The sequence below is a fragment of the Bifidobacterium subtile genome, assembly GCF_000741775.1.
In the GTDB taxonomy this organism is placed as follows: Bacteria; Actinomycetota; Actinomycetes; order Actinomycetales; family Bifidobacteriaceae; genus Bifidobacterium; species Bifidobacterium subtile.
The window spans coordinates 177410-194840 of record NZ_JGZR01000001.1 but is presented as its reverse complement, the minus strand read 5'-3'; the positions used below and the strand labels follow the sequence as shown (position 1 = coordinate 194840).

General features: G+C 62.4%; 15 protein-coding genes and 1 pseudogene. 11 read left to right on the top strand and 5 right to left on the bottom strand.

Features of this window, described 5'->3' with window-relative positions:
- Nucleotides 1-9: 9 nt before the first annotated feature.
- Complete coding sequence (locus tag BISU_RS00900; protein ID WP_024464383.1) at nt 10-636, bottom strand: Pr6Pr family membrane protein; 627 nt, start codon at nt 634-636, stop codon at nt 10-12.
- A gap of 123 nt (nt 637-759) precedes the next feature.
- Between BISU_RS00900 and BISU_RS00895 the strand changes: the two genes are divergently transcribed.
- Nucleotides 760-2127 carry a nicotinate phosphoribosyltransferase gene (locus BISU_RS00895; RefSeq protein WP_024464382.1) on the top strand — a complete coding sequence of 456 codons (1368 nt, stop codon included), beginning with the start codon at nt 760-762 and terminating at the stop codon, nt 2125-2127.
- Nucleotides 2128-2415: 288 nt separating this feature from the next.
- On the opposite strand, the gene BISU_RS13470 is transcribed toward BISU_RS00895, so the two are convergent.
- A complete protein-coding gene (locus BISU_RS13470; RefSeq protein WP_404801780.1) occupies nt 2416-2643 on the bottom strand; it encodes a DUF3039 domain-containing protein in 228 nt (75 codons plus the stop codon).
- A gap of 514 nt (nt 2644-3157) precedes the next feature.
- On the opposite strand from BISU_RS13470, the gene coaD reads away from it, so the two are divergent.
- From coaD to BISU_RS11845, 9 genes are all read left to right on the top strand, one after another.
- A complete protein-coding gene (gene coaD / locus BISU_RS00885; RefSeq protein ID WP_024464380.1) occupies nt 3158-3652 on the top strand; it encodes a pantetheine-phosphate adenylyltransferase in 495 nt (164 codons plus the stop codon).
- Nucleotides 3652-4449 carry an ATP synthase F0 subunit B gene (locus tag BISU_RS00880; RefSeq protein ID WP_024464379.1) on the top strand — a complete coding sequence of 266 codons (798 nt, stop codon included), beginning with the start codon at nt 3652-3654 and terminating at the stop codon, nt 4447-4449. The genes coaD and BISU_RS00880 overlap by 1 nt, the downstream gene beginning before the upstream one ends.
- Nucleotides 4450-4460: 11 nt before the next feature.
- Nucleotides 4461-5111: a YceD family protein gene (locus BISU_RS00875; protein WP_024464378.1), complete on the top strand. Its 651-nt coding sequence runs from the start codon at nt 4461-4463 to the stop codon at nt 5109-5111.
- Between the two features lie 106 nt (nt 5112-5217).
- Entirely contained in the window at nt 5218-5406 is a 189-nt protein-coding gene (gene rpmF, locus BISU_RS11850; RefSeq protein WP_233419495.1) for a 50S ribosomal protein L32, read from the top strand.
- Between the two features lie 88 nt (nt 5407-5494).
- Entirely contained in the window at nt 5495-6343 is an 849-nt protein-coding gene (gene rnc, locus BISU_RS00870; RefSeq protein ID WP_226839127.1) for a ribonuclease III, read from the top strand.
- A gap of 275 nt (nt 6344-6618) precedes the next feature.
- A complete protein-coding gene (locus BISU_RS00865) occupies nt 6619-8577 on the top strand; it encodes an acetolactate synthase large subunit (protein WP_024464376.1) in 1959 nt (652 codons plus the stop codon).
- A 30-nt stretch (nt 8578-8607) separates the two neighbouring features.
- The gene (gene ilvN, locus BISU_RS00860) at nt 8608-9162 is read left to right on the top strand and encodes an acetolactate synthase small subunit (RefSeq protein WP_024464375.1); all 555 of its coding nucleotides are present in this window, start codon (nt 8608-8610) and stop codon (nt 9160-9162) included.
- A 199-nt stretch (nt 9163-9361) separates the two neighbouring features.
- Entirely contained in the window at nt 9362-9652 is a 291-nt protein-coding gene (locus tag BISU_RS00855) for a FitA-like ribbon-helix-helix domain-containing protein (RefSeq protein ID WP_024464374.1), read from the top strand.
- 10 nt (nt 9653-9662) lie between these two features.
- Nucleotides 9663-10061, top strand: coding sequence for a type II toxin-antitoxin system VapC family toxin (locus tag BISU_RS11845; RefSeq protein WP_202805531.1), 399 nt, complete (start codon nt 9663-9665; stop codon nt 10059-10061).
- 137 nt (nt 10062-10198) lie between these two features.
- Here the strand turns inward: BISU_RS11845 and BISU_RS13630 are convergent, their stop codons facing one another.
- Both BISU_RS13630 and BISU_RS00840 read right to left on the bottom strand, forming a co-directional pair.
- On the bottom strand, nt 10199-12463 hold the full coding sequence (locus BISU_RS13630; protein ID WP_024464372.1) for an ABC-F family ATP-binding cassette domain-containing protein: 2265 nt from the start codon (nt 12461-12463) through the stop codon (nt 10199-10201).
- Between the two features lie 238 nt (nt 12464-12701).
- Nucleotides 12702-13424 (bottom strand): type 1 glutamine amidotransferase, encoded by a 723-nt coding sequence (locus BISU_RS00840; protein WP_024464371.1) that lies wholly within the window; start codon nt 13422-13424, stop codon nt 12702-12704.
- A gap of 144 nt (nt 13425-13568) precedes the next feature.
- Between BISU_RS00840 and cysS the strand changes: the two are divergent.
- Nucleotides 13569-15374: pseudogene (gene cysS, locus BISU_RS00835) on the top strand (cysteine--tRNA ligase); the annotation flags it as partial.
- An 84-nt stretch (nt 15375-15458) separates the two neighbouring features.
- On the opposite strand, the gene spxB reads toward cysS, so the two are convergent.
- On the bottom strand, nt 15459-17306 hold the full coding sequence (gene spxB, locus BISU_RS00830) for a pyruvate oxidase (RefSeq protein WP_024464369.1): 1848 nt from the start codon (nt 17304-17306) through the stop codon (nt 15459-15461).
- Between the last annotated feature and the right edge of the window lie 125 nt (nt 17307-17431).

Here is a 17431-nt window from a genome sequence, read left to right as displayed (position 1 = left end):
CCGGCCCGCTCACCCCAGCAGCGGCCTCTTCGGCAGTATGCGGTCGACGATGAACAGCAGCAGGCCCAGCAATATGAAGCCGATGAGCATGAAGAATATGTTGCTTCCCACCTGCACCCAGCCGAATTTCGCGAGGTTGATGAAATCGTACGGATAGGCGCCGCCATCGGGCTGGGGTCCGGAGCGCGGCCACAGCTGGGCGCGCACGAGCACGAAGGTGAGGTAGAAGGGGAAGTAGATGAGCCAGGTAAGCGGGTAATGCCATGCGAAACGCCGATGCTCGTCGAACAGCAGAAAATCGATGGCCGCGATAATCGGCACCGCCTGATGCAGCATCGTGTTGGTCAGGATGCCGAACACATACTTCGATGTCGCCGGGTCGGGCGGTGGCAGGAGCGTCAATGCCACGATGCCGGTGATGACGATATAAAAGGTAAGGCAGCCTTTGAGCCAAGCCGGCGGCTGTATGCCATTGAGCAGGCTCGCGGCACCCGCCCACAGCATCACGATGCCGAGCACGAAACCGGTCTGATAGGTGAAATAGACCCAATAATTAGGCGTGTGCCAGGCCACGCTCGTGGCCGCGAAGCACAGGAACGCGCATGCCAAGCGCCAGAGCCCTGCAACGAATCTCATCGCGCTTCTGGATTTCATAGTGAACCACCTTATCGCCAGAATCTGACTGGACGACTAGGATGAATCGGCAAAGGCCCGCTTTCCGGCGGCAATGCGTGTCAATGGCACAACGAAAGGGCAACGATGGCTGACAGCTCAACGGCACTGAACTCGGCGGCGCAATATTCAACCGCACTAAGTTCAACAGCACTGATGACGGATATGTACGAATACACCATGCTGGACGCAGCGCTGCGCGATGGCACCGCACAGCGCCAATGCGTGTTCGAGGTGTTCACCAGGCACTTGCCTGAAGGCCGCCGCTACGGGGTCGTGGCCGGCACCGGGCGCATCCTGGATGCGCTTGAGCGCTTCCGCTTAGGCGACGGGGAACTCAAATTCCTCTCCGATCGCGGCATTGTAGGCCGCAAGACCATCGATTGGCTGGAGCATTTCCGGTTCTCCGGGTCGATCATCGGCTATCGCGAAGGCGAGATGTTCTTCCCCAACTCCCCGATCCTGCAGGTGGAGGGGACCTTCGGCGAATGCACGCTGCTGGAAACGCTGATCCTGTCGATTCTCAACTATGATTCGGCCGTCGCCTCGGCCGCCTCGCGCATGGTGACTTCGGCCAAGAACCGCCCCTGCATGGATATGGGCGGCCGACGCACCAACGAATGGGCCGCGGTCGCCGCTTCACGAGCCGCCATCATCGGCGGATTCCAAGGCACCGCGAACCTGCTTGCCGCACAGTGCTACGACCTCAAGGCGATAGGCACCGCCGCCCACTGCTTCACGCTCGTGCACGATTCGGAGCGTGACGCCTTCCAAGCGCAGATCGATGCGCTCGGCAAGAACACCACGCTGCTCGTCGACACCTACAACATCGAGGAGGCCGTGAAAACCGCAGTCGAGGTGGCTGGGCCGGAATTAGGCGGCGTGCGCATCGACTCGGGCGATTTGGCGTCGCTCGCGCAGCGCGTGCGCAACCAGCTCGATGCCCTCGGCGCGAAGAACACCAAGATCACGGTGACCAACGATCTGGACGAATACGCGCTGGCCGCGCTGCAGTCCGCTCCCGTGGACTCCTACGGCGTGGGCACGATGCTCGTCACCGGCTCCGGCGCGCCGACCTGCGCGATGGTCTACAAGCTGGCGGAGCGCGAGAACAGCGCGGGCGTGATGCAGCCGGTGGCCAAGAAATCCAAGGACAAGGCGAGCGTGCCCGGCCGCAAGCTGGCCTACCGCTCGTACGAATACAGCCTCGCCGACTGCGAGCATGTGATCTCCGGTTCAGAGGCCAGCCTCGCCGATTATCAGATGCCGGAAAGCTGGAAGGATCTGCTGGTGAGCTACGTCGATCACGGCAGCATCGACGCCCACTACCAAGGTCATGATGCGATCATGAACGCGCAGGCGTACCGGGCGCAGGCCTTGGCCGAGCTGCCGATCACCGCGCAGTCGCTGATGAAGGGCGATCCGGCGATCCCGACCGAAGTGACGGTGCTGTAAAACACGGTGCCCTGGATCATCAACGCCTAACTGCGCGCACCCGCCGGAAACCATTCGCCCAACGTACGTTTTCCGTGACGTTTCGCTACCTCGTACCGGAGAACGTACGCTGACGCGCACTCAGCGTACGTTCTCCGATATGGCCCGCCCTCGTGACGTAAAACGCACGCTGACGGCGATTTCAGTTGACGGCGCAATCGCGTGATTGCGCCGTCATATGATTGCGCCGTCACGCCAGTCGTGAAACCGGCCAGCACACTAGTCAGTAGTGAGTCCCTCGCCCGCGTCTCACTTGCCGCCGGTCATCTCTTCGTAGATGCGTTTGCAATCCGGGCATACCGGGTATTGGGAGGGGTCGTGCTTCGGCACCCAGATCTTGCCGCACAGCGCCACCACGGGCCGACCGGTGATGCGCGATTGCATGATGCGGTCCTTGGAGACGTAATGGGCGAAGCGGTCGGCGTCGCCGTCGTCCGACCTGCTCGTCTGCTCCTCGGTCTGCGGGCGTTCCAGCACCGCAGTGCCGGTGCCGGAATCGGGGTTCGAAAGCGGGGAGACAGGATCGGCGTCGTCAAGCGCGACGGCATTTGCGAGCGCAGGGCCTTCTGGCTGGCCCGCAGTCGCGCGGCGTGCGGCGATAGGGACGCCGCCCTCACTATTCATTACCTTGCCAAACATACATCCGTCCTTACCGTTGAACCATCAACGCACATCAACCATCGTCCTAGCCATTGCATGGCCGCAACGCAGTTCTCCGCGCGAGCTTATCGTCGCGCCGCAGCAGGTCTGCGATGCCGCGATGCCGTTTGCATTCCATCATAGAAGACACGGTGTTCATAACCATGACGTATCCGTAAAATATCGCGTCCATGAGAAACCGCAAGAGACCTTGTTCGAAAACACAGCACCCGCGCAGAGCGGAACTCCGTGCCAACGGACGCCGCATCCGCATACGATGCCGCGCCCAGCGGCGAACACGCCCACTTGATGGCCCGCGGCGTTACTCGCAAGGCAGCGTTACCCTAGAGCTATGACTATCGCAGTATGCCCCGGCTCGTATGACCCCGTAACCGCCGGACATCTCGACGTAATCGAGCGCAGCGCATGCTTCTTCGACGAAGTGCACGTCGTGGTGGCCGTCAACGCCGCAAAGACGCCGATGTTCACGGACGCCAACCGAGTCCACGCCATCCGCCGCGCCTTGGACGAGGACGGCTACACCAAGGTCAAAGTGGCCTCCACCTCAGGACTTATCACTGATTACTGCCAGCAGGTCGGCGCGACGGTGATCGTCAAGGGCCTGCGGCAGAACGGCGACTACGAGGCCGAACTGGGCATGGCGTTGGTGAACCGCAAGCTCGCGCACATCGAGACGCTGTTTCTGCCGGCCGACCCCGTGCTGGAGCATATTTCCAGTTCGATCGTCAAGGATGTGGCGCGCCACGGCGGAGACGTGACCGGCATGGTGCCCGATTGCGTCGTGCCGCTGCTTGCCGACGCGCTCAAACAAGAAGGGAGCCGATAATGGCCGACACGAATGCCGTGAACGACAGCGATTACTCCGCAGGCGAACCGGCTGACGACACCACGGGTTCGATGCGCTCCAATCTGGGCAACCAGCCTATTCGCAACGTCGGCGAATCGCCGGACGCGGGCGGCTCTGCGCAAGCGCAGGGCCGCGGCCGGGTCCATGATCTCTTCCCGATGTCGTCGCTGCCCGATCTGCGCGAGACGGCCGACACGGACATGCCTGATTCGGCCCAGAGCCGAAGCCGGGCCGAGTTCACCACGGTCTACGACATCCTCGATCATCTTGAGGAGGCGCTGCACGAAGCCAAGGGCAGTCTTTTCTCGCCCGGCACGGTGAAGGTCGACCGCATCGAGTTCGAAGACCGGATCGACGAGCTGAAGAACAAGCTCCCCGTGCAGCTCGAGCGCGCATCTTCCCTGATGCGCGAATCGGAGCGGCGCTTGGAGAACGCGCAGAGCCAATCAAACGCGATCATCGCATCGGCGCAGAGCCGAGCCGCGCAAATGGTCCAGGAGGCGCAGGATCAGGCGCAGTTCCTCGCCGGTCAGGAGAATGTCACCGAGCTTGCCCGCCAGAAGGCGCGTGCTATCCTCGATCAGGCGCAGGCCAAGGCCGAGCAGCTCACACGGGGCGCGAACCAGTATTGCGCCACGGTCATGAGCGGCTTGCAGGAGCAGCTGGGCAAGCTCGGGCACGACGTGCAGGCCGGTCTCGACGTGTTGAGCGAGCGCCAGCAAACCGCCGCCGAGCAGCTGCCGCATCTCGATCGCACCGACTATCCGGAAGGCTAAAGTTGTCACACATGATTCGTCCTGAAGATTCCGCATGGGCCATACCCGTGGCGCAGGTCTCCTCGCGCCCGGGGCAGCGTCAGGAGGTCGATGCCGCATACCCTGCTCCCGATGGCATCGGCGACCAGATCGTAGGCGTGCAGGAGGGCAGCGACATACGCGTGGATGGCGCCTTCGATTCGATTGTGGACGGGCTGGTGTTCCAGGCGCATGTCATCGCGCCGCTGCACGCGGAGTGCACGCGCTGCCTCGTGCCAATCAACCGCGACTGGGGGCTGGATGCGACCGCCTTCTTCCCCTATGCGCCGCAGCCTACCGGCGCCATGCATTACAATGCACGCGCGGCCGAGGACAGGGCCGCCAGGGATGAGGTGGAAATCATCGCCGGCGAGGACGAGGCCGAGGACACCTACCCGTTGAGCGCCGATGGCGTATACGCCGATATCCAAGCGTTGCTGCGCGACACGCTGGTCGAGAATCTGCCTTTGCAACTGCTGTGCAAGCCGAACTGCCGCGGCCTATGCCCGCAATGCGGCGTGAATCTCAATGAGCATCCCGATCATCGCCATGATGTCACCGATATTCGCTTCGCTTCCCTAGCCGGCCTCAAGGCGCAGCTGGAGCAGAACCAAAGCACGCAGGATCCGTCGAACAAGGCGTAGCATCGACAGGCCATCGATGAGCGCAATGGACAATGTACGGCGGTCGCGTTACGATATTGGACGCTTAAGCTCAATCGTTCGAACGAAACAGAGGAATTACCATGGCATTGCTAAGTACAAGACTTCGCGCGCCAACACGCATTCGCGTCGCGCAAACTGGAAGGCGTCTGCGGCGCCGACCACCACCTGCCCGAACTGCGGCGCCCCGACGCTGTCGCACATGGCCTGCCCGAGCTGCGGATCGTTCCGCGGCCGCGTCTACCGCGAGGCCATCCAGTCCGCCCACACCAAGTGAGCGCAGTCAACCGGACAGTAGAGTAGTCCAGCTATGAAACCCTGCCATCGACGGGTGGCGGGGTTTTTGCGTAGCATGAAGGAAATTCGTGAAGGAAGAATCCACGATGCATACCGCACCAACATCCACGAGCAATCATGAGTCCGAATCCGGCAGCGAGCCGACGCCAGATGCCGTCAAGACGAATTTAGCCGGGCATAGCGCACCAGTTATCACGCCAGCGGGCACGCCCGCCGACGAACTGCTCGCCGTGCTGGGCACCACCATCGAACCGGAATTGCTGGTCCAGGCGCTCACGCACCGCTCGTTCTCGCATGAGCATCCAGGAGCCGCGAATTACGAGCGCCTCGAATTCCTCGGCGACGCGGTGCTCGAACTCGTCTCGACCGAAACGCTGTATCGCCTGCACCCGGACATGAACGAGGGCCAGCTGGCGAAAATGCGGGCGAAGGCGGTCTCCGAAGAGGCGCTTTCCAAAATCGCCCGCGAAAAACTGCAAGTCGGACCATATATTCTGCTGGGCAATGGCGAGGCCGAGGACGGCGGCGCGGATAAAAGCTCGATTCTGTGCGATATCGTGGAGTCGCTGATCGGCGCGACTTTCGTGCAACACGGCATCGATGAGGCGCGAGCGATGATCCACCGACTGATCGACGACACGCTTGAAGAGGTCTCTCATGAAGGCCCGGCCCTCGATTGGAAGACTTCGTTGACCGTCAAGGCCCATCAGATGGGTCTTGAGGATCCGCAATACCGCATGGCGGTGGCGGGACCAGAATACGGGCAGACCTTCACGGCCCGCGCCGTGCTGCCCGATAATGACGAGGTGCTGGGCACCGGCTCCGGAACCAGCAAGCGCAAGGCGCAGCTCGCAGCCGCGCAGGACGCTTGGAAGACTTTGGATGCCAGAGGCCCTAGGCGTTCCAAACGTTCATGAAAGGCGAGCCGAGTTCCCGCCAGCCAAGACCCGCGATAGCAGGCGCAGTCGCAATAGCCCGGAAACAAGAGCCGAAAAACACATGCAGCCGCCAAAATATGGGCATCCGGGCGTTTTCCCCGCCCGCTGCTATTACCATGATGGCAACTGCGCCCTGTCGTTTGCACCGCCACAAGCGGACATATGGCAGGAGCGCTTATTCATCCGCCGCGCCGAGAACATCTGACGCGTCTCGGTGCGGCACCCTACAGCAAAGAGAACAAGTAAGAGGAATTATGGTGTCACCAACGCCTCTCCAGGCATTCAGCGGCGTTCCCCGGCCTTCCGCGCCGGAGCGCAAGCAGGCGATAGTCGACGGCGAGAAGATGACCGGCGCTCAGGCGCTGGTCCGATCCCTGGAAGATCTGGGGGTGAAGGACGTATTCGGCATTCCCGGCGGCGCTATTCTGCCGGTCTACGATGCGATCAACGACGACACTTCATTCCGCTTCGTGCTGACGCGCCATGAGCAGGCGGCCGGGCATGCCGCCGAAGGCTATGCCATCGCGACCGGGCGGGTCGGCGTGTGCATCGTCACCTCCGGCCCCGGCGCCACCAACGTCGTGACGGCCATCGCCGACGCGAATATGGATTCGGTGCCGCTGCTGGTCATCACCGGCCAGGTCGGCGTGAGCGCCATCGGCACGGACGCCTTCCAGGAGGCCGATATCGTCGGCATCACCTACCCGGTGGCCAAGCATTCCTTCCTCGTGACCCGCGCGCAGGACATCCCGCGCGTTCTCACCGAGGCGCATTACATCGCCAACTCGGGCAGGCCCGGGCCGGTCGTCGTGGATGTAACCAAGACGGCGCAGAAGGAGCTGATGTACTACTCCTGGCCGCAGCGCATGATTCTGCCCGGCTACAATCCGGTCACCAAGGCCCACGGCCATGTGCTGAGCGAAGCCGCGAAACTCTTCGAGCAGTCCTACCGGCCGGTGCTCTATGTGGGCGGCGGCGCGGTGCGTTCCGACGCCGGAGCGCAGGTCAAGACGCTTGCTGAACTCGTCAACGCCCCCATCGTCACGACGCTGCCCGCACGCGGGCTCGTCTCCGACCGCGATGCGAAGGTGCTCGGCATGCCCGGCATGCACGGCACCATCGCCGCGACCGGGGCCATTCAGCGCTCCGATCTGCTGGTCGCCATCGGCGCGCGCTTCGACGACCGCGTCACCGGCGATCTCAACGCCTTCGCGCCGACGGCACGCGTGATTCATATCGATATCGACCCGGCTGAAATCGGCAAGAACCGGCGGGCCGACGTGCCGATCGTCGGCGATGTGGCCACCGTGCTCGACGATCTGATCGTGGAGATCAGGCGCACGCAATCCATTCAGGGCAAGCCGGAGCATGCGGCTTGGTGGCAGCAGATCGACGAATGGCGCAAAGAGTATCCCAACGCCTACGCCGAATCTGACGACGGTTCGCTGGCCCCGCAGTGGGTTGTCGAGCAGCTTTCGGATGTGGCCAATCCGCTGACGATCTGGGTCTCCGGCGTCGGCCAGCATCAGATGTGGGCCTCGCAGTTCATCGACTTCCAGAGCCCTCATTCCTGGATCTCCTCCGGCGGGCTGGGAACGATGGGCTACGGCCTGCCTGCGGCGCTCGGCGCATGCGTCGGTTCGGAGCGCGACTTCAAGGGCGCCAAGCCTGTCTGGCTTATCGACGGCGACGGCAGCTTCCAGATGAACCCGCAGGAGCTGGCCACCGCGTTCCAGGAGCATATGCCGCTGAAAATCGCGATACTCAACAACTCCACGCTCGGCATGGTGCGCCAGTGGCAGACGTTGTTCTACAAGCAGCACTATTCGCAGACGGATCTCTTCGACGGCGATGACGTGCCCGAGGAGACTGACATCCCCGACTTCGTCAAGCTCGCCGACGCCTACGGATGCGTGGGGCTGCGCGTGCGCACCAAGGACGAGGCGATTGCCGCGATCGAGAAGGCCAATGCCATCAACGACCGCCCGGTGCTCATCGACTTCCGCGTGTGGAAGGATGCGATGGTCTGGCCGATGATCGCCGCCGGCACTTCGAACGACGAGGTGGTCTACAAGCCTGGCGTCACGCCGTTGAAGACGAATGGCGCAGCCGGCGAGGCTGGCGCTGCCGGCTCTTCCGCTGCTTGTCCCGCAGCAGCACGTTCTGCAGCCGCACCGCGTTCCACCGCCGCAGCGCAGAGCACGAACGACTAGGGCTAGTTCAAGGAGACAAGGAGCTTCATCATGGCCAATTATCCTGCTTCACAGCCCGGTTCCAAGCGCCACACCCTTTCGGTGCTGGTAGAGAACCGCCCGGGCGTGCTCGCCCGCATCGCCGGCCTGTTCGCACGCCGCGCGTTCAACATCAACTCGCTGTCGGTCTCCCCCACCGAGCGCCCGGACATCTCCCGGCTCACGGTCACCGCCGACGTGGAGGATGTGCCGCTTGAGCAGATCATCAAGCAGCTCAACAAGCTGCTGCACGTGCTCAAGATCGTCGACCTGGACTCGGATACCACCGTCGAACGCGAACTCGTGCTCATCAAGGTCGCCGCCGACGAGTCGAGCCGCTCCGACGTGCTGGAGATCGTGCGGCTTTTCCGCGTACGCGTGGTCGATGTGCATACCGAATCGCTCACCATCGAGGCAACCGGCGCCGAAGGCAAGATCGATGCGCTGCTCGGCCTGCTGGGCCAGTATGGAGTCATCGAACTCGTCCGCTCCGGTGCGGTCGCGATGACGCGTGGCCCGCACGCCCTGAGCGAGAAGGTCATCGGCTCGGAGATCACCGGGCGCTGACTGATCCGCATAACGATGAAGAGGGAATGCACTCCGTGTGCATTCCCTCTTCATTTTCTTGGCAATATCATTCCAATGGAATTACCTCAATCGGTCAGCAGAGACTGCCTCACTGCATGCTTGCATGATAATAGCACTGCATGCCTGCATAATGACAGCACTGTATGCTAGCATTATGACAGCAACAAGAAGGTACATTATGGCAACACTGACTCTGAGAAAAGTACCCGATGAATGCGTAGCCGTGCTCAAGCAGGCGGCCCAAGACAACAATCGATCCATGGAATCTGAAGTGCGATCAGTTTTGGAAGAATACACGGCCCAGTACATCACACATCATGTCGTATCGAATGCCGATCTCGTTCAAGAGATGTGGCGCTTGCTTGATGGCGATGGCCTTGACGAGGACGAGGAATTAGTTCCTCCTCGTAACACATACGACGTCGAGCCTCGCCCCATCGATTTCGGAGACGATGATGATCGTCCTTGACACTACCGTAGTGAGCGAAATCCTCAAAGAAGGCAAAGGCAATTCACATGTCATTGACTGGTTCATCACGCTGCCACCCCACAATTGTCATACCACCGCAATCAATGCAGCAGAACTACTGTACGGACTCGCCCTTCAGCCCGCCGGACGAAAACGAAACGCGCTGTCTGCCGCCGTACAGTCTTTTCTTCGAGTTTACGAACAACGAATCCTGCCGTTCAGCCGGGAAACCGCGCCACATTATGCGGCCATCGTCGCTGAACGACGGCAGGTCGGCCGACCCATCGGCGCACAGGACGCGATGATTGCCGCTATCGCTCGCGCTCATGGCGCAGCTGTTGCCACACGCAATGTCAAGGACTTCGAAGGCACCGGCGTGGCATTGATCAATCCTTGGGAATGTGAATAGCTGAATGCGTATGGGCCCAACTCACCCGGGCGTATCAACAGCTGAATCTTGAGCACAGCAGCCCTATTTCAACCGCACCAGAGTAAAGACCCCGGCAAAAACCTGCCGAGGCCTTCTGAACGTTGCGGTTTCTCCCGCTACTCGACCTGCTCGGAAAGCTCCATCCATTCGGCTTCCAATGCCTCGGTCTCGTCCTGCACGCCGTTCAATTCCTGATTGAGCGCATTGAGTCCTTGGAAATCGTTGGGGTCATGCGCGGCCATAAGGCTTTCGATGTCGGCTTTACCCTCTTCGAGCTTGGCCAGCCGCCGCTCGATGGCCGAGATGCGTTTGGTCGCGTCATGGAAGGCCTTGCCGGTGAGCTTGTCATCGTTCTCCGTGCCATCAGACTCCGCTTTTTCGCTGTTGCCAGCCATGACACCACCGCTGACAGCACCACCGTCAGAGCCAGCCGTGCCGGAACCTGCGGAATCCGACTGCTTTGAAGGCTTTGGAGAGATCGCGCCACCGCCCGACTGCGCCGCCTCGATCATCGCAAGATAATCGTCCACGCCGCCGGGCAGATGGCGCACCTTGCCGCCGATAAGCGCGAACTGCTGGTCGGTGACGCGCTCGAGCAGGTAGCGATCGTGCGAAACCACGATGAGCGTGCCCGGCCAGGTGTCGAGCAGGTCCTCCATCACGGCGAGCATGTCGGTGTCCAAGTCGTTGCCCGGCTCATCCATGATGAGCACATTCGGCTCGTCAAGCAGGACCAGCAGCAGCTGCATGCGCCGCTTCTGGCCGCCCGACAGATCGCCGATCGGGGTCATGAGCTGCGCCGATTCGAAGCCGAGGCGCTCCATGAGCTGCGCCGGCGTGACTTCCTTGCCATCGACGATGTAGCTGGGCTTGTAACGGCTGAGCACTTCCTTGACCTTGTAGGCGTTGAGCTTCTCCAACTCGTCCAGACGCTGCGAGAGCACCGCGAACTTCACGGTCTTGCCGATGTTCACCCGCCCGGCGGTCGGGGTCAGTGTGCCGTCGATGATGCGCAGCAGCGTCGATTTGCCCGCGCCATTCGCCCCCACGATGCCGAAGCGGTCGCCCGGGCCGATCAGCCAGGTCACGTCGTCAAGAATCATGCGCCCGCTGACATGCACTCGGTGCGCGGCCGAAGTCGCATCCGAGTCGGCGGAAGCGATATCACCATTGTCGGAGGCATCACTGCCGGAAGCATTACGCGCGACGACATCATTGACGTCGAGGTGAGCGCTGTCGTCGCCATTGACGGCCACTGCGCCGACGGCATCCAGCGCAACCCCGGCATCCGCCAGACGCGGATCGTCGGCATCGTCGACATCCAGATCGAGAGAACCCTTGAGCACCGGTTCCGCGTACAAAGCCGGCACGATGTCCATCTGCGCGGGAGAATCGCCTGAAAGCACGTCCGATGCCGCATCCGACGCCACTTCCAATGCCTGAGCGGCGCTGTCGCCGCCGGGCAGCGCACCTCCCTGCGCACGATCCTGGAATACCTGCGTCACATCGAGCAGATCCACCACCTGTTTGCCCAGCCGAGACGTTGCCATCTGCCTGAGCTGCAACGTGTTGCGCAGCGGCGGCACGTCGGAGATCAGCGCATTCGCCTGCTTCACATGGAACTTCTGCTTCGTGGCGCGGGCGCGGGCGCCGCGGGAGAGCCACGCGAGCTCCTTGCGCGCCAGATTGCGCCGGCGCTCCTCGCGCACCCCGGCCTGCCTGTCGCGCTCGACGCGCTGCAGCATGTAGGCGCTGTAGCCTCCCTCGAACGGATCGATGACGCCGTCATGCACCTCCCACATGGATTCGCACACCTCATCGAGGAACCAGCGGTCATGCGTCACCAGCAGCAGTGCGCCCTGCCCTGCGGACCAGCGCTGGCGCAGATGCTCGGCGAGCCAGTGGATCGTCACCACATCCAAATGATTCGTCGGCTCGTCAAGCGCCAGGATATCCCAGTCGCGCAGCAGCAGCCGGGCCAAGTCGGCGCGGCGCCGTTGGCCGCCTGACAACGAGCCGATCGTCGTTTCGAGGCTTAGGCCCCCCAGCAGCGCCTCAACGATCTCGCGCGAGCGCGAGTCGGCCGCCCATTCGTAGTCTTCTCGTCCCTCAAGCGCGGCCTGGCGCAGCGTGGCGTTGTCATCGAGCGGGTCGCGCTGGTCAAGCATGCCGAAGGTCAGTCCGTTGCGCCGGGTGACGCGCCCGGAATCCGGCTCCTGATCGCCGTCCAGCAGGCGCAGCAGCGTGGATTTGCCGTCGCCGTTGCGGCCGACGATGCCGATGCGATCCCCTTCGAATACGCCCTGCGTCACGTCGGTGAATACGGTTTTGGTGGCGAAGCTGAGCGAAACGTGCTCTAATCCCAAGTCATACGTAGGCATAAGAGTTTTTACTATACCGCCAGCCCTAGGCACCGCGGCCGATGCACGATCCCCGCCTGCGCCACTGACGAGCGCACCGGCATGGGCACATACGCGACGCCAATATCGCAATGCGAAATTTCAGAAACGCCGGGAATGGCGGCATATCAGAGGTTCGCACCATGCGACAGCCGCAGGTGCTGCGCGAATATCACATCATGCCGGACGCCGGCATCGTTCATCGTTGCCTTCTTATGACTTACGCTGTCAGCGTGCGGGCGTATGTGTTGCAGCGGGCGGCAAAACTGGCGAAAACCTGATCGGCGAGCGGCTGCAGCTGAGAATTGTATGCATCGAAATCATCGCGCAACTTTGCGATATGCGTCTTTTTCAAGCCCTTCGTCATAGTGGGTTCGCTCAGCCATTCCTCCAGCAGCGGGCGGCTGACTTCGAGATGGAATTGCAGCCCTAGCGCCGAGCCGAATCGGAAGGCCTGATTGGGCGTGCCCGGCGACTTCGCCAGCAGCTGGCCTCCTTCCGGCACCTCCACCACGTCCTGATGCCAGTGCAGCACGTCGAGCTGCTTGCTCCACATCGAGAAGTAGTCGTGCTTGGCGACGCTTTTGATCGGCGCGAATCCGATCTCCGACTTGTCGTTCGTGCTCAGCTTCGCGCCCAGCGCGGTGGCGATGATCTGATGGCCCAGGCATATGCCGAGCACCGGCTTGCCTACGCCAATCGCCGCGCGCACAAGCTTCGCCTCGTTCTTCAGCCCTGGGTATCGGTCGTAATCCGTAGCGCCCATGGGCCCTCCCATGATCACCAGCCCCGCAAGATCGCCGAAGTCGGGCAGCTCTGCCTTCTTGTGCTTGGCGATGTTCATGGTCAGCGTCGGCAGATTCAGATCCTCAAGATTATCGAGAATACGGCCTGGTTTCTCCCACGGGACATGCTGCACGATAAGCACTTTCGGTGAAGTCATACCCTCTATTGTGGCATTGCCCCTGTAAAGAACGCACACACGGCGTTGTCTGCCCGCGTTATCGCCCGCATGTTGTCGCGGAACGCTAATACCCTCATAGGTATGACAGATGCCGAAAAACCGCTCGATTCCAACAGTTTGCAGGCCCATGCGGCCGCCAAGCTGCGGCTCTACGACACCGCTTCGCACGCGGTTTCGCGTTTCACGCCCATCGTGCCCGGCAAGGTCGGCATCTACGTGTGCGGGGCGACCGTGCAGAGCTCGCCGCATATCGGTCATATCCGCGCGGCGGTCGCCTTCGACATCGTGCGCCGCTGGCTGCTGCGGCTGGGCTACCAGGTCACGTTCGTGCGCAATGTGACCGATATCGACGACAAGATCCTTGACAAGGCTGCCGCCGCCGGCCAGCAGTGGTGGGAGCGGGCGTATTTCTACGAGCGCGAGTTCACGCAGGCCTATGACGAGCTCGGCGTGCTGCCGCCTACGGTCGAGCCGCGGGCCACCGGGCATGTCAGCGATATGGTCGAACTGATCGGGCGCATCATCGACAACGGGCACGGCTACATCGTGCGTGACGAGCAGGGCAAACCGACCGGCAACGTGTACTTCGACGTGGTCAGCTGGCCGCAGTACGGCGAGCTGACGCATCAAAAGCAGTCCGGCAGTGCGGGAGCGAGCGCTGCCGCCGAGGTTGACGAAGCCGCTGCGGTCGCCGACCGCATGGGGCCGAGCGTGGACTCGGCGGGCGACGACAAATACAATCCCGTCGACCCGGCCGACGCCTCCCCCGACAAGCATGACGTGCGCGATTTCGCGCTGTGGAAGGCGCCGAAACCCAGCGACCCGCAGACCGCACGCTGGTCGACGCCGTTCGGCACCGGCCGGCCCGGCTGGCATATCGAATGCTCCGCGATGAGCCATCGGTACCTGGGCGACATGTTCGACATCCACGGCGGCGGGCTGGACCTGCGCTTCCCCCATCACGAGAACGAAATGGCGCAGACCAAGGCAGCCGGATGGCGCTCGGCGAATCGCTGGATGCATTCGGCGTGGGTGACCGCCAAGGGCGAGAAGATGTCGAAGTCCCTCGGCAACGGTCTGTCGGTGCCGGCCGTGCTGGTGCAGGATTCGCCCTGGGTCGTGCGGTACGCGTTGGGCTCCGTGCAGTACCGCTCGATGCTCGAGTGGTCGGATCAGACGCTTGCCGAAGCTCGCTCCGCTTACGAACGCATCAGCAACTTCATCGAACGGGCCGGCGCCGCTCTGGCTGACTTCGGCGGGCAGCCCTCGCGAGAAGAGGTCACGGCCGTTTCGGCTGACTGGCTGCCATTCGAGTTCGTGGAAGCCATGAATGACGACGTCAACGTCTCCGGCGCGACCGCCGCGATCTTCACCGCGATCCGCAGCGGCAACACGCTGCTGGCGAAGTTGGCGGCCGGCGCTGCGAAGGGTGGCGCTGCGAAGGATTCTGCGGCGCATTCCGTCAACAGTGACGCCGGTCAGGCTGCCCATACTGCCGCCACCGGTAATGCAGTGGCCGATACGACCGGAGGCGCACAGTTCGCGGGGAAGGGCGAAGCACATGGCCGCCACATCGAGACTGCTGCGGGCACTCCAATCATTGCGGGCACGGAGCCTGCGACTGGTCCCGCAACCGAAGACCTGCTGCGGGACACGCTGCTTTCGGTACGCGCTATGCTCGACACACTCGGCCTCGACCCGCTGGCCGAGCCGTGGGCCGGTGGTGCAGGCAGCGGTTCAGCCTCCACCGGTACCGGGGCATCCGAGCACAATGTTCTGGACGCCTTGATCGCCGAACGGCTCGACGCCCGCGCCCAAGCCCGCAAGGCCAAGGATTTCGCCAAGGCCGATGCGATACGAGACGCCCTGAACGCCGCCGGCATCGCCATCGAAGACGGGCCGCAAGGTTCCACATGGAGTCTGGCGTAACGGCGGTATGTCCGCGGAAACGCAAAAGGTGCCTGCGGTCATGCGGACCGCAGGCACCTCGTCATGCACCGAGTCTGCTCAAGATCAGAACCCGCCCTGTTCGACGGTTTCGATGCGGGCTTCGAGACCTTCCTGCTCAAGGAAGTAGCTCAGCGGCTTCAGGTCGTGAGCCTCGTAGCGCTTCTTGAACGCGTCGATCTGCTCAGCCGAGTACAGGCGCGGCTCAAGCTCGAGCATTTCGGCCGGCAGCGGGCGCTCGTTGCTGATCTTGGCATCGATGACGACGACCTTGCCTTCGCGTACCTCTTGCACGGCCTGGGCGAACACGTCATGCACCTGGCTGATCTCGGTGACCGTGTGGCCTACGGCACCCATCGCCTCGGCGAGCTTGGCATAGTCGATGTCCATGAAATGCACGCCGAGGTAGCCGAGGTTGGTGTCCTCCTGCTCGTCCTTGATGAAGCCGAACTGCTGGTTGCTGAAGACCACATGAAGCGTCGGCAGCTCGTACTGCACGGCGGTCGCGAGATCCTGCATGGTCATGTTGAAGCCGCCGTCGCCCGCGAGGTTCCACACCTGGCGGTCGGGGAAGTCGAGCTTGGCGGAGATCGCGCCGGGGATGCCGATGCCCATCGTGGCGAAAAGCGAGGAGGTGCGCCACATCTGCTTGGGATTCATGTGCAGATGGCGGATGGAGGTCTGCGTAACGTCGCCGACGTCGATCGAGAAGATCGCGTCCTCGTCGGCCACCTGGTTGATGGCGTCGTAGACCTGATAGAGCTGCAAGTCGCCTTCGGTCTTCTTCTCCAGCTTGGTGACGTACTCGCGCCAATTGGCGACATTCGCAAGATTCGCGCGCCACCAGCCGGTGCTTTCCTTCTCATCGACCTTCTCGCAGATCGCACGCAGCGCGTCGCCCGCGTCTCCCAATATGGCGACATCGGCATTGTGGCGCTTGCCCAGCTTGGAAGGATCGATATCGATCTGGATGAACTTCTTGACGTTCTTGAAGACCTTGGACACCTCGGCGAAGGGGTAGTTGCTGCCGACGAACAGCACCGTATCGGCCTCGGGGAAGCATTCGACCGACGGCTTGGTGGAGACGCGGTTCGGGCTGCCGAGCAGCGCCTCATAGTCCGAAGGGAAGTTGTCGAAGCTGATGCCGGTGTTGGCCAGCGGAGCTTTGATCTTGCGGCTCAGATCGATCACCGCCTGCCCATTGCCGCGCGTGCCGATGCCGGCGAAGATGACCGGGCGCTCGGCCTGGTTCAGCAGCTCGACGGCGGCGTCGATGTCTTCGGCGTTGAGCTGCGGGTTCGGGTAGCGGCGATATGCATGAGCTGCGGAATACCAGCCGTCCTGCGGGATGTCTACCCAGCCGAGATCGACCGGGATCTGCACGACGGCGACGCCGTTCTTGGCGTAGGCCTGGCGAATCGCCTCGTCGATGACGTGCGGCATCTGCTCGGCGGTGGAGACCTGCCGGTTGTATATGGCGACATCAGCGTAGATCGGGTTCTCGTTCATCTCCTGGAAGGTGTCCCAGTTGAGCCCGGCAGTGCCAAACTGGCCGATGAGCGCGAGCAGCGGCACATGCTCTTCACGCGCATCATACAGCCCCTGCAGGGTATGCGTGCCGCCAGGACCCGCCGAGCCGAAGCACACGCCGATGTGGCCGGTGTACTTGGCATGCATGGAGGCGGCCAGCGCACCGACTTCCTCGTGGCGCACCTGGACGTAGTAGATGTTGTCGCGCTCGACGTAGAGCGCATCCATCAGCGAGTTGATCGAGCCGCCGGGAATGCCGAAGATGTGCTTGACTCCCCAGGATTCGAGGACCTTGACTGTGGCGACGCCGGCCTTGATGGTCCCCTCTTCGTGCTGGTTCGCGGTTTTGGCGTCGAAACCGAACTGAATGACGTTCTTTGCCATGAGTCTCCTTTGCGTTGCAACCCTGCAGGCTGCGGATAGCCGGTTAGCAGTATCTTTTGCCCGTGTGCGCGGCCGCCAAATTGGCCTACTTCATTGTCCTAAGACCGCCGACTCGCCTTTGCGTT